The sequence below is a fragment of the Micromonospora sp. CA-248260 genome, from assembly GCF_050942205.1.
GTDB lineage: Bacteria > Actinomycetota > Actinomycetes > Mycobacteriales > Micromonosporaceae > Micromonospora > Micromonospora antibiotica.
The window spans coordinates 686181-698474 of record NZ_CP192021.1 but is presented as its reverse complement, the minus strand read 5'-3'; the positions used below and the strand labels follow the sequence as shown (position 1 = coordinate 698474).

The 12294-nt window shown below is 67.3% G+C and carries 12 protein-coding genes and 1 pseudogene; 6 read left to right on the top strand and 7 right to left on the bottom strand.

Going from position 1 to position 12294, the window contains the following annotated elements:
- Positions 1-38 precede the first annotated feature (38 nt).
- The 3 genes from ACQP2H_RS03345 to ACQP2H_RS03335 are packed head-to-tail and all read left to right on the top strand — an operon-like array spanning position 39 to position 3837.
- Positions 39-2042 carry an integrase gene (locus ACQP2H_RS03345; protein WP_363817515.1) on the top strand — a complete coding sequence of 668 codons (2004 nt, stop codon included), beginning with the start codon at positions 39-41 and terminating at the stop codon, positions 2040-2042.
- Positions 2036-3070, top strand: a complete 1035-nt coding sequence (locus ACQP2H_RS03340; protein ID WP_363817518.1) for an ATP-binding protein — start codon at positions 2036-2038, stop codon at positions 3068-3070. The genes ACQP2H_RS03345 and ACQP2H_RS03340 overlap by 7 nt, the downstream gene beginning before the upstream one ends.
- Positions 3067-3837, top strand: coding sequence for a TniQ family protein (locus ACQP2H_RS03335; protein ID WP_433229932.1), 771 nt, complete (start codon positions 3067-3069; stop codon positions 3835-3837). The genes ACQP2H_RS03340 and ACQP2H_RS03335 overlap by 4 nt, the downstream gene beginning before the upstream one ends.
- 44 nt (positions 3838-3881) lie before the next feature.
- Here ACQP2H_RS03335 and ACQP2H_RS03330 read toward each other — a convergent pair whose 3' ends face one another.
- The 5 genes from ACQP2H_RS03330 to ACQP2H_RS03310 form a co-directional block, all read right to left on the bottom strand.
- Positions 3882-4343: a tetratricopeptide repeat protein gene (locus ACQP2H_RS03330; protein ID WP_363817523.1), complete on the bottom strand. Its 462-nt coding sequence runs from the start codon at positions 4341-4343 to the stop codon at positions 3882-3884.
- Between the two features lie 1181 nt (positions 4344-5524).
- Complete coding sequence (locus ACQP2H_RS03325) at positions 5525-6454, bottom strand: hypothetical protein (RefSeq protein ID WP_433230996.1); 930 nt, start codon at positions 6452-6454, stop codon at positions 5525-5527.
- A 140-nt stretch (positions 6455-6594) separates the two neighbouring features.
- Positions 6595-6777, bottom strand: a complete 183-nt coding sequence (locus tag ACQP2H_RS03320; protein WP_433230993.1) for a hypothetical protein — start codon at positions 6775-6777, stop codon at positions 6595-6597.
- Positions 6778-6801: 24 nt separating this feature from the next.
- Positions 6802-6993: a hypothetical protein gene (locus tag ACQP2H_RS03315; protein ID WP_219466412.1), complete on the bottom strand. Its 192-nt coding sequence runs from the start codon at positions 6991-6993 to the stop codon at positions 6802-6804.
- 17 nt (positions 6994-7010) lie between these two features.
- A complete protein-coding gene (locus ACQP2H_RS03310) occupies positions 7011-8126 on the bottom strand; it encodes a hypothetical protein (RefSeq protein WP_219466411.1) in 1116 nt (371 codons plus the stop codon).
- 699 nt (positions 8127-8825) lie between these two features.
- Here ACQP2H_RS03310 and ACQP2H_RS03305 point away from each other — a divergent pair.
- Positions 8826-9680 carry a transposase family protein gene (locus ACQP2H_RS03305; protein ID WP_433230989.1) on the top strand — a complete coding sequence of 285 codons (855 nt, stop codon included), beginning with the start codon at positions 8826-8828 and terminating at the stop codon, positions 9678-9680.
- 263 nt (positions 9681-9943) lie between these two features.
- Here ACQP2H_RS03305 and ACQP2H_RS03300 read toward each other — a convergent pair whose 3' ends face one another.
- Positions 9944-10339: a DUF1707 SHOCT-like domain-containing protein gene (locus tag ACQP2H_RS03300; protein WP_219466410.1), complete on the bottom strand. Its 396-nt coding sequence runs from the start codon at positions 10337-10339 to the stop codon at positions 9944-9946.
- A gap of 440 nt (positions 10340-10779) precedes the next feature.
- On the opposite strand from ACQP2H_RS03300, the gene ACQP2H_RS03295 reads away from it, so the two are divergent.
- The gene (locus tag ACQP2H_RS03295) at positions 10780-10986 is read left to right on the top strand and encodes a DUF6444 domain-containing protein (protein WP_433233429.1); all 207 of its coding nucleotides are present in this window, start codon (positions 10780-10782) and stop codon (positions 10984-10986) included.
- Here ACQP2H_RS03295 and ACQP2H_RS03290 read toward each other — a convergent pair.
- Positions 10963-11183: pseudogene (locus tag ACQP2H_RS03290) on the bottom strand (IS110 family transposase); the annotation flags it as partial. The gene ACQP2H_RS03295 and the pseudogene ACQP2H_RS03290 sit on opposite strands and share 24 nt — an antisense overlap.
- Before the next feature lie 825 nt (positions 11184-12008).
- Here ACQP2H_RS03290 and ACQP2H_RS03285 point away from each other — a divergent pair.
- The gene (locus ACQP2H_RS03285; protein WP_433230986.1) at positions 12009-12293 is read left to right on the top strand and encodes a hypothetical protein; all 285 of its coding nucleotides are present in this window, start codon (positions 12009-12011) and stop codon (positions 12291-12293) included.
- Position 12294 lies beyond the last annotated feature (1 nt).

Sequence of the window (12294 nt, the reverse complement as noted above, 5' to 3'; positions counted from 1 at the left end):
CGGGGGATCGGGTGCGGTCCGCAGGTGTCGTGCGGACGGTGGTGGGTTGGTCCGGGACGTTGGTGCTGCTGACCGACGAGGCCGGACAGACCGAGGAGGTCCGGTTGGCGCATCTGCTGTCGGAGCCGGACTTCTCGGTGCTCGGGCAGCGCAGCGTCGCCGCGCCGATGAACGCGGCGACGTTGGATCGTCTGCCGCAGGACGTGGCGGAGCAGGCGTTGTGGTGGGAACGGCACGTGTTGGAGGTCATCCACGGTCTGGCGCCGGACGCGCCTGCCGGTGCGGTGGCCCGGCCCGGTTTCGACCCGGCGGTCACGACGGTGACCAGCCGGGAGAAGGCCAAGGCCGCCGAACTGCGGGAGGCCGGGCATGCCGTGAGCGTGGCGACGGTGAAGCGGCAGCGGCAGCGTTACGAGGCCGGCGGGGTCGCGGCGCTGGTCGATCAGCGGATGTTGCGGCAGCCGTCGCGGTTCGGCCGTGTGGATGAGCGGGTTGTGGAGGCGGTGCGGGCGGCGGTCGCCGAGGCCACCGACGACTCGACCCGCACGGGTGGTTTTGTGTTGTGGCGGGCGCGGCAGATCCTGGATGAGCGCCATCACGGCCTGGTGGCGATGCCGTCGCAGGCGACGTCGTATCGGCTGCTGGACAAGCTGACCGTCGGCCTGCACACGACGGGCTCGGCTCGCACCCGCCGCTCGGTGGCGGCAGCGCCGGCGGCGCCGTTTCACCGGCCTCGGGTGTTCGCCCCGGGTGAGCTGATGGAGATGGACTCCACACCGCTGGACGTGCTGGTCCTGCTCGATGACGGCACGCCGGGGCGGGTGGAGCTGACCGGGGTGATCGACGTCGCGACCAGGACGGTGACCGCGGCGGTGCTGCGCCCGAGCACGAAATCGGTCGACGCCAGCATCCTGCTGGCCCGGACCCTGACACCGGAGCCGATGCGGCCGGGCTGGACGCAGGCCTTGGCGATGTCGAGGTCGGTGTTGCCGCACCGGCGGCTGGCCGGCATCGACGAGCGACTCGAACACGCCGCCGCCCGGCCGGTTATCGTCCCGGAGACGATCGTGGTCGACCAGGGCAGCGTGTTCCTGTCACGCAACTTCCGCTCGTCCTGCGCCTTCCTGGGGATCAACTTCCAGCCCACCCACCCCGGTTCGCCGGCGGAGAAACCGCACGTCGAGAAGCTGATGTCGGCGGTCGGAACGCTGTTCGCCCAGTTCGTGTCCGGCTACGCCGGTTCCAACACCGAACGGCGGGGCCGCCGGCTGGAGGCCAAGGCGCTGTGGTCGATGCTGGAACTGCAGGATCTGCTCGACGAGTGGATCGTCGCGGCCTGGCAGAACCGGCCCCACGACGGCCTACGCGATCCGGCGACGCCGGGACGCACGTTCACCCCGAACGAGAAGTACGCCGCGTTGGTCGAGTCGACCGGCTACCTGCCGGTCGCGTTGTCCGGCGAGGACTACATCGCCCTGCTGCCGACCTGCTGGAAGGCGATCAACGCCTACGGCATCAAGCACCGGCACCGCACCTACGACGCCGAACAACTCAACCCGCTGCGCCGTCAGCCCTCGGGCAACACGACCCACAACAACCTGTGGCAGGTCCACCACGACCCCTACGACGTCTCCCGGATCTGGATACGCGACCCGGGCACCGGCGGCTGGATCACCGTGTTCTGGACCCACCTGCGCCGCGACGGGCTGCCGTTCGGGGAACTGGCCTGGGATCACGTCCGCGCGAAGCTGCCCGACGCGACCGAAACCGAAATCGCCGAGGCGGTGCAGGCGCTGCTGCGACGCGCCAACTGCGGCCCCGAGGCGGCGTCGTCGACGTCCAAGCGGGACCGGCGAGTCCGCGCCCGCACCCGCTCCACCACCCAACCCACCTGGCCACGCCCCGCACCGGAGGCCACCCCGGAGCCCGAGACCGGCCCCACCCACACCGACACACCCGACGACGACACCGGGCAAGCACTGGCCGAGGTCATCCCGCTGGGCGTGTTCGACCCCTACCTGGAGGCAACCAAACGATGGTGACTGCGGCCCACGCCCCCGCCGCCCCGCCGACCCAACCCGACACCGACGCCGAACACCTGCAGCTGACCACGCTGCGGGGATGGCGACGGTTCGTGCAGACCGCCCCGCACGTCCCCGACCTGCTCGACCATGACCAACTGGCCACGCTCACCGCCAGCCAGCGGCTGGCCTACGACGAGGCCCGGCTCACCCACCACGCCCAGCTCGTGGTCATCGCCACCGCCACCATCCGCCGGGTAATCCTTGAAGGCCGCCGGTTGACCTACCTCAACCGGCGCGCGGAAACCGGACGCTGCGGGCTGATCGTCTCCGGCCCCGCCCGCACCGGCAAGACCACCGCGATCATCCAAATGGCCAAGACCCTCGAGGTCATCCACCGGCAACGCCACCCCCACAACGGCGGGGACATCCCGGTCGTCTACATCACCGCCCCACCGGCGGCCACCGGCCGGATGATCGCCGTCGAGTTCGCCCGGTTCCTCGGCATCCCGCTGCTGCGCAGATCCAACATCACCGAGGTCATGGAAGCCGTCTGCGGCGTCTGCCTCGACGCCCGCACCAACCTCATCGTCGTCGACGAGATCCACAACATCAGCCTGACCACCCGCAACGGCGCCGAGGTCTCCGACACCCTCAAGTACTTCGCCGAACGCATCCCCGCCACGTTCGTCTACGCCGGCATCAACGTCGAACGCAACGGCCTGCTCACCGGCACCCGAGGCGAGCAGATCGCCGGCCGCTTCGGCATGGTTCCCACCGGCGCGTTCCCCCTCGGACCCGACTGGACCGCCCTGGTCAGCGCCGTCGAGACCAGCCTGCGGCTGCACCACCACACCCCCGGCACCCTGGCCGACCTCGACCGCTACCTGCACCACCGCACCGCCGGCATGATCGGCAGCCTCCTACGGCTGATCCGCAGCGCCGCCATCCAAGCCGTCATCGACACCACCGAAGCCATCACCCGCGCCAGCCTCGACAGCATCGCCGTCGACATCGCCGCCGAGACCACCCGCAGGACCCGACGATGACCAACCCCGACACCAGCAGCGATGTCCTGGCCGACCGGCCGCAGCCACTGCCGGTCATACCCCGCCCACACCGCGGCGAGACCCTGAACTCCTACGTCCGCCGCCTCGCCCACGCCAACCACCTACGACCCAGCTACCTACGCCGCTACCTCTGCGCCCCACCCGGCCACCAAGGATCAGTACGCGCCGCACGCCTGGCCGTGCTCACCAACCGCACCGTCGACGCCCTGACCCGCCACTTCACCGCCCTGCAAACCGAGCCCCGCCCCCACCGCCTGCACCCCGAACCCGAGCTGCCCATACCACGCCAGCCCGGACCCGACAGCCCTCCGCGCCGGCCGCGCAGCATCGCCAACCTGATCAAACGACGCGGCCAGCAAGGCGCCCGCGAACTTCTCGACGCCATCCGCCACGAAGCGAAGATCAACCCGTCGATGCGCGCCATCACCCGCAAGTTCAGGGTCCGGGCCGACACCGTCCTGCTCACCCTCACCACCGACCCGAACCCGATGGCCTTCAGGCGAGCACCACCCCGAGGCAACCGCGTCTACGACCCCTACGCCCACATCATCGACGACCTCCTCGCCCAGAAACCGCCCCTCTCCCGCTGGGCGATCTGGGAACGCCTCGTCGACGAACACGACGCCGAACTGTCCTACGGCTCCGTCTGCCACTACATCACCGGCAAGATCCGCAACCAAGGCATCCCCCGGAAAAGAAGCGTGAAAGACCCAGCCGACAACGGGAACACGGGACGGATCGACTGAGAAGACCGACAATCAGCCACCGGCTGACCCCATCGGAAACGCGCCTACTTGGACGCCAACTGCTGCGCCAGCCGGTCCAGGCCGCCCTTGATCAGCTGCGCGTAGTCGTCATCACCAAGCGCGCCGATCCCCGCCTGCGCGCGTTGGAGGCACTCACGGGCACGGCCGAGATCGCCTAACTTGCGGTAGCACTCGCCCAGATTGAGATGCAACGACGGATACAAACCAGCCACCGACATCGGCACCCCAGCCTGCGCAACCCGGTCATCGGTGAGCAAGTCAGCCGCCGCCAGCGCTCGCTGATCCCAGATCAACTCCTGATGGACGTCGTCCTGCACATCGGCCATCGAGTGCGCGAGGACGCACACATGCAAGGGATCACCCTGCTCACCGCCGATCTCATCCCAGATCTGCGCGAACAAACCGCGAGCAGCTTCGCGCTGACCCTGATGATGATGCAACTGCACCCCTTGGTTGATACGCGTGAGCGTCTCATCAGTGATCATCAGCTGCTCCTGCACGGCTCATCTGGCGACGACGGCATGAATCGTACTTGCCTCAAGACCATCAGCAGGACCCCGACGCCACCGCAGGTTCGCCTGTCGCGTCCCAGACCCGATGGGAACCGTCCCGTGGTCGCCCGCGCCGCCGTCGATAACGCGCAACTCCATCGTGGAGAAGATCCGCCGCCATAGCGCTCTCCGGAGCAGGTCAACTGAGAAAACCAGCACCTAACGCCGACGCGGATCAGATCAGTTGAGAAAACTCAACCACCAGCTTTCTCAATCGAACTGATCCCCCCAGCTCAGCGCGCTGATCCCGGATCACCTCAACTGAGAACGGACAGCGACCTGACAGAACAGACAAAAGACGCTGGTCACTGCTGCTCACAGTCCACCCGCTGGGCTCGCGGTATTTCGGCCTACCCGGCCGGTCGGCAGGCCGAAATACCTCCTGTAGGGAGCCCAAGCCTCACCGCCTCCGGCCGCACAGAGAGCAGGACCGGCGGGATCGCCGGTTGGCCCGGCGCTGTCAGTCCTCCGACTCGTCGACGTAGCCCTTGACAGTCGTCGTGGCGCTGTCACTATCTTCCGGGGTCGACTTCTGTCAGAGGTCCGCCGTCATGGCGGACCTCTGACAGATGTCACCGCGCCGCGATGGTGGCTCTGACAGAGGCCGCCGGTCCGACAGCTGCTCTCGGTGCTCTGACAAGCACGCTCAACAGCCTGACGGGCCTCTGACAGTGGGTGCTGTCAGAGCTGCCGAAAGAGATGGCCGTCTGACCACCCGCGATGTTTCGAAGAGTCAACCGTCTCCCCACCGACGCATCCCCCAATCGCGGATGGCACTGCGGCTCTGTCTGTCAATCCGCAGTTCAGAACCGCTCTGTCAGCGATCAGTCCGATGATCGTCGTTACCGCTGACGCGTCCGGTTCTCTCCGCGAGAGCGGCCAGCCACGGCGAAGCAGGAGGCCGGCGCGGGAGCCGCGCTGTCAAAGGCGATCTGCCCATCAGGACGCAATCGATGTCACAACACCTCCTGCCAGTGACACGAGCGTCGTGTCGCTGACGGTCCTGGCGGGCTGAAGCTGTGACACGGGTGCGGTGCGACGCACGAATCGGCCCCTGCCATCGTCGCTGCCCACTCAGCGCGGGACGACAGCGCGTCCATGTCGCGCAGGGGAGTTCACCACCAGCGACGCCTGACCCTGATCTCGCGTACGGGTATCTCAGAGGGGTGTAGAGGGCGTTCGACGACGGGGCGCATCGTGTGGGGTGTGATGCGGTCGCGCTCATGTTCCTCGGCGAACCGGCCGGCCTGTTCGTGCTCGCCAAGGTTGTTCAGGGCCTTCAGAAGGTCGGTCACCAGGATGTCGAGGCGGTGGGTTTCGGCTTCGGCGGCGAGGAACCGTTCGTGGTGGGTGACCGCCCGGTGGCCGCACCACTGGCGTAGTAGTTCGTGGCGGGGCCGGTCGTGGCGGCGGTACCAGTCGTACTCCCATTCCGGTGTCGTCGATCGGCTGTCGCGGCCGACGCGGTAGTCGTCGCCGAACTTGCATTTGTGGCGGGACTGGGCTTCCTGCTCGATGACGAGGTCGAGGAGCTGGGTCGAATGGGCACGGCACGCGGCCTCGACCAGTTGAAGGGTGCCGGCCGGTGACAGGATGGTCCGGCCGTCGTGGTCGAACCATTGGGCCGAGGCGAGGATGTCGTCGATCGGGCCGCCGATGATCTCGCTCAGCCGGGCCCTGTCGTGGATGCCGGTGGCGCATGACACCGGGGACCAGAGCAGTTCGGCTACGTCATCGCTGATCAAAAGGCCGAAGATCTCCTCGACGCAGGCTTGCTCTGTGTGATCGAGGCTCAGATCGTTGATGCGTTGCCAGTTCGCCATCAGCGCGTCGAAGGTCCCGACCTCGCTCCACGGCACCCGCAGCCGCGACCCGGGGACCTTCTCCACCCGTTCGTCGGGGTCGTCGAGGAATCTGATCTCGAGGCGGGCGCTGGTCTTCTTCGGCTCGACGGCCAGGATGCGGACGCGTTCGGACGGTGCGTGGTCCGACTGCCGGTACGCCCATTCGTCACCGATGGTGAAGCGGGAGGGGTCGATTCTCATCCAGCTGTCCTTCGGGTAAGCGTCGCTTGTTGCGTGGTTCCGGGTCGTGCTGGCGGTTTGCGCCGCGATGGCGACGGGTCCCGGCGCAGGCTCGTGCGCATTCGGCCGGACTGTGGTGGCGGTTGAGGTGTCGACGCACTTCAGGCGCCGCTGTCGAGCAGCCCGTGGTGCCACGATTCGGCCTGTCGGCGGATGCCGGCGTGGGCCTGCCGGTCGTGATCAGGGCGGCGCTCCTTGCGTGGTCCGTGGGGGCTCCAGTCACCGAGGAACGGGCGCAGGTCGTCAGGTCCGGGTTCGGGGTTGTAGTCGATGTCAGCCAGCACACGGGGACTGCGGGTGGGGTCGATCTAGTCGGCGGCGGCCCTGCCCCACGCGACCCAGCTGGCGAGGTACCCGCCGGCGCCGGTCCGCCCCTCGGCCGCTTGTTCAAGGGCGGTGCAGAACGCGCGGATGCCAGCTGCGGTGGTCCACGCCTGGTAGGCGTTGCGGAAGGTTTCCGCGCGGATGGTGTCCGCGGCCCGGAAGCGGGCGTCGGCCATTGCGGCGTGCCATTGGGCTAGGGTGGCCTCCTCCTGCCGTCTGCGCTCGGCCGCGGCTTCCTCCTGCCGCCGCCGGTGTTCGGCCGCGGCCTTCTCCCGCGCGGCTTCGGCTGCCCGCCGTTGCTGCTCGTCGGCCGTGCGCCAGCCTCGAACCCTTGGATGATCTGCGCGACGCGCTGTTCCAGACGTACGCGTGGGGTGTCGGTCCAGGTGTCCCGGTTGTCGTGTCCGGCCCGGGCGATCTCCAAGCGGAGCCTGCCGGAGTCGACGACGTCGAACTCCGCGGGTTTCATCCACGGACGCAGGCGCAGCACCTTCAGCTCCTCGGCGGTGGGTTCGTGCGGGACCTGGTCGCGTTCCTCGGTCAGGGTGACCGTGCGTCGGACCTGCCCGGACTGGAGGAACACCCGCGGGTGTTTCGCCTTGGTGTTGACCCCGAGCCGGTGCCCACGCCGGGGTGCCTCGCCGGCGAGCTGCCGGATCAGCAGCAACGCCCGGGGCAGTAGGTCTGAGCTGACGGCAAGGTTGGTCGGATCGGCTTCGAGAGCGCTGAACGCCAGATGCGGGTCGGTGGTGACACGTCGGGTGTTGAGCCGGATCCGGTTCCAGTCGGTCTCGTCCGGGCCCGCGTCGGTGTAGAGGCGGATGACGATGTCCCCGGCGTCGCGGCCAGTGTGACGCAGATGGTGCCCCGATGGCACAAGTCCCTGCTGCTTGAACGCGTGAATGATCCGGCGGTACCGGGCCCGCGTTCCACTGTCGGGACTCTCGATACGGACCATGCCGCCCTCTTGCTGCAGGCGGTCGAGCAGTTCGCAAGCCGATCGCAGCAGTTCCGCCGACGAAGCACCGCCGGCGTTGCCGCCGGGTGCCGGCGTCTCAGGCCGCGGGAGGGAAGCACGGTGGTCGGGATGATCGGAATGGTGGCCATGCTCAAGGTAGAAGCGACCGGCATCGGTCGAGCACGCCCTCCACACCCCTGCCTTGCGTGTCACCGTCACCAGGTTCCGGTCCTGAAGCGCACGCGCCGACCGCCGGTACACAACGCCGTCCGGGCCGCTGAGGTCATCACCGCCGTGGATCCGGCGAAGCAGGTCGAGCTGCCGCTCATTGAGCGAGTCCCATCGCTGCACCACCCGACAGTAAGGGGCACGGCGTACTCGATGGCGCGGAACACGGCTGTAAGTGGCATCCCCGTCCGACGAACGACCGAACTGGCGCACCCGGCTGAAAACTGAGCCTGACGGGCGGATTCTGGTGGGACGTGGGCTCCGCACGGACAAGGAGTATTTCATCCTGGGCCGGCGGCTCGTTTCGACGCGGTTCAGCACGAGGACGGCTCGGATGATGGCGATGGCTTGGCGTGGGCAGCAGCCCACCTTGACCAGGATCTTCCAGGTCTTGAGCTTCAGGTGACGAGGAGCGGCCCCGGTCGTATCTGCTGCGCAGGGCCGCCGCCAGGTGCGGATCACCGCCGTAGGCCTCGCCGCCGGCAATCCACCGACACGGCAGCCCACCTGGGAGGGCAATGTCGATTAGCGTCGCGCCGACTGTGGTCTCGTAACAAAGCCGATGCTATCGGGCCAAGCATGTCCCTGAGCCGCGCCATAAGCGACCCACTGCAACAGTCCAACAAGACACTACTTGCTCACCCAACTCCCCGTAAGCAACCTTTCACCCTTAGTGGCGAACCTGTCCACGACCAAGAACGCCTTGCCCAGCTCATTGAGCGTTAATTCAAGTCGACAGAAGCCGACCTCCCCACCACCGTTGCGGTACGGCCGGATACGTTCTGTATCCCGCTCGACGTCCCGAGGGAACTCGTTCAGCACGTGGCGCGGCTTCTGCGCGCCGAACGTCGGGCGGTGGGCACTCGCCGCCGCGCCAGGGCGTTGACGTGCTTCTACCAGGCGCTTCTGGTGCTGGTGTGGTTCCGCAAGGGCGAGGACAAGACCACCCTCGGGGCCGGGTGCGGGGTGTCGCGTGCCACCGCATACCGGTACGTCGCCGAGGCCGTGAGGGTCTTGGCCGCGCAGACTCCCACCCTGCACGACGCGTTGCGTCGGGTCGCCGCTGACGGCTGGTCGCACGTGATCCTCGACGGGAAGCTGTTCGACACCGACCGGCTGGCCGAGACCACCGTGAGAGTGAAGGGCGACACCATCGACGCCTGGCACTCGGGAAAGCACCGCGACTTCGGCGCGAACATTCAGGCGGTGATGCGCCCCGACGGCCTACCGATCTGGACCTCGGAGGCGATGCTAGGGCACCTGCACGACCTCACCTGCGCCGAGACGTTGGACATCACCGGCGCCCTGCACTGGGCAGCCTCCGACCTGCGCCTACCCACACAGACCGACTCCGGCTACGAAGGCGCTGGCCAGGGCATCCATACCCCGTACAAGCAACCCGCCGACGGCCGTCGCCTCGCGGTCGACAACCGCACCTACAACGCCCTCCTTCGATCAATACGGTGCTCCGGAGAACGCGGCTTCGCAATCCTGACCGGCCGCTGGCGCACCCCACGCCACAACACCAGCAGCCCCACCCAAATGGGAGCAACCGTCCGCGCCGCACTCCACCTCACACACTTCGAGTATCGCTACCTACCCGAATCTTGTGAGATCACCTCAATACCTGGACGAGCGGGCTTCACCCTGCTTCGCCACCGCATCCTCCTCAGATAGCAGCACCCTCCGTCACCACCGAATGGGAGACAGAGCCGCTAACTTGACACTCCCCGTCGATGTCATCAGAAAACCTGCAGATCCGAGGGTTCTCGGTGGCAACGCCGATAGGTCCTCGAACGCACCCTTGGCTGGCTAATGCTCCACCGCCACCTGGCCCGCGACCACGAAGCCCTACCGGAACCAGCACGATTCGAATTGCGATGATGACAACCTCAATACGGAGAACTTGCCCTTTCCCACCACACTTCCATGGACCGATCCTACCGACGGATCCTCCGCGCTACGGTAAGAGTAATCAGCGGCACCACGGTTGGCACCGCGATCCACACCGGCCACGGATGAATTCCACCACCCGCCGCGACTGTCCACATTGCCCAGAGTGCGAAGTTAAGAGAAACCACGCCGGCCCAAATGGTCCAGAGCATCGCAAGCGCTCGCTGCTTATGGCCTTCACGCAGACTTTGGGGTGGCTGTAAATCGGCGAGAAGCGGATGAAGTTCACCCTTAGTTTTAGCTACGGCAAGCGCCTGCAGGCGCGCGTCGTACTCCCACAGGTCCAGCTGCCCCTCGTGGACTGCGGCCGCGAGCCGAGTTGATGCGATCTCGCGCTCTCGATCAGTTAGCCGCCAACGATCGATTGTGCCGACAGGCTCCACGTTGGGCACTATGCGTTCAGTCACTTCTGCCTACCTCCCGTGCAGAGGGGTACTCGTCTCCGCCTCAACGTGACGACTGTCCGGGGCCTACGGCGGTCTAGGACCCCAAGCTCAAACAATTCTACAACAGCGGCTCCCATATCATGGTCTTAGATGCTGCCTCTACCACTATCGGAAGGTAACTGTTCAGGTCGCTTGAGTTCGGTGTGAGCCTCCGGGTTCTGGGCGTGACGTCCACTAAAGGATGATCTTGGTGCAGTGCCTGGCCGGGATGGTGAGTGCCCTTCCTACGACGAACTCGCCGCTGTAGTTGTCGGGCTGACAGCGCGTCTCGACGAGTTGTCCGTGCGGGTTAGCGGTCTGGAGGCGGATAACGCCCGGCTGCAGCAGGAGAACGCGGTCCTGCGTGCCGAGAACAGCGAGTTGCGGCGCCGGTTGGGTTGAACTCGACGAACTCCAGCAAGCCGCCGTCGTCGGATTGGCTGGCCAAGCCGCCGCCGACGTCGATGCGTAGGCGTAGCGGCCGCAAGCCCGGCAAGCAGCCGGGAACCTCGGGTACGACGCTGTCGCAGGTGGCGGTGCCGGAGGTCCCGCATTTCCCACATCCCGGTGTTCCAACCACACCGGCGCCACAGCAGGGTCAGTAGCAGGGCGGACAGGCCCGTGGTGACATCCACGGCCCAGCACAGGGGCCGGCCATGCGTGACACCTCGGCCATGACCGTGAGCAGTGAGGTCTCGTCGTTGGCGACTCGGCGGGAGTAGACCAGACGGCCGTCGCCGTCGACGGCGGTGACGTGGTGGTGAGTCTTGCCGATGTCCACGCCGATCCACAGCTTCGCCACCCTCGCGCTCCTTCACATGATCGGTCTGTTTTTGCGAATGGCCCTGGTCTGCGGGTTCGGACTTGCCGGCACCTTCTCACGAGGCGAACGCAGGTCGCGGATCTCCATCAGCGGTCTACCGAATCTCGCAGACGACGAAGCAGCGGGCGGCATCTCCTACCGTGAGCCAAGCGATCTCGGCGAAACACACGCAGCCATACCCACCGCTCCCGGGCATCAGGGTCTACGGCTGTCGGTGCCGCGCCCGTTCAACCCGGCCCGCCCGCGGAGCGAGAAGCGGGTGGCACCTCGAGGCTCAGCCACGATCACGGCGGAACACACTTCAGCCATCCCCACCCCCGGCCCAGCGGGTGCGGCAACCCTAAGCCTGCCGCCGTCGCCCGCCGGCACCCCGGACACGATGTGCGGGACCTGCGGAGCATCAGCGCTCCACCGCGCGCAGGGCAGACGTACGGCATGGTGACCCACGACGGCTGGTCGCCGGCCGCCGTTCCGCGACCGGTCTGATTCCCACGCCAACCGTCGCGGCAGCGGCTTGAATAGCGATGTGCAGGTCTACAAGGACGGACGGGACTGGCGCGTCGGTGCCGCCGCCGACGTGAGCTGGATCGCCGGGCACACCACTGCCGGCGTCACGATCACCACCGCCATCCTACCGGTCTTCGACGCCTACGCCACCACGTACCAGACCGACGACGTCACCGCCGCCGCCTACGAGCAGGCCCTGGTCGAGGACCTCACCACCCACACCGCCGAACAGCCGTGGTTGCTGGCCTACCTCGACACCGGCGCCCACGACGTCGTCTTTCCCTATGCCCCCCAAGGGTGTTCCTCTGCTGGAGCTGGCCCTACGTGCTGGTCCAGGCCGGCCCCGAGCAGGCCCTCACCTGGCGCAGCGGTGGTCATATCCGCCACCCGCACGGGGCGCTACCCGACCTCTTCTTCCCCGCCGACCGGTCATGGCTGGTCTCCGCGCTCTGGGACGACACCTGGACCTGCGTCGACGGCCCGGCACCACTGATCCACACCCTCGAACGCGACCCCGTGGCCAACGCCCGCCAGGTCCGACTCGACGAGGACGCGCTGCCGCCGGGGCTGGCCCGCGAGTGAC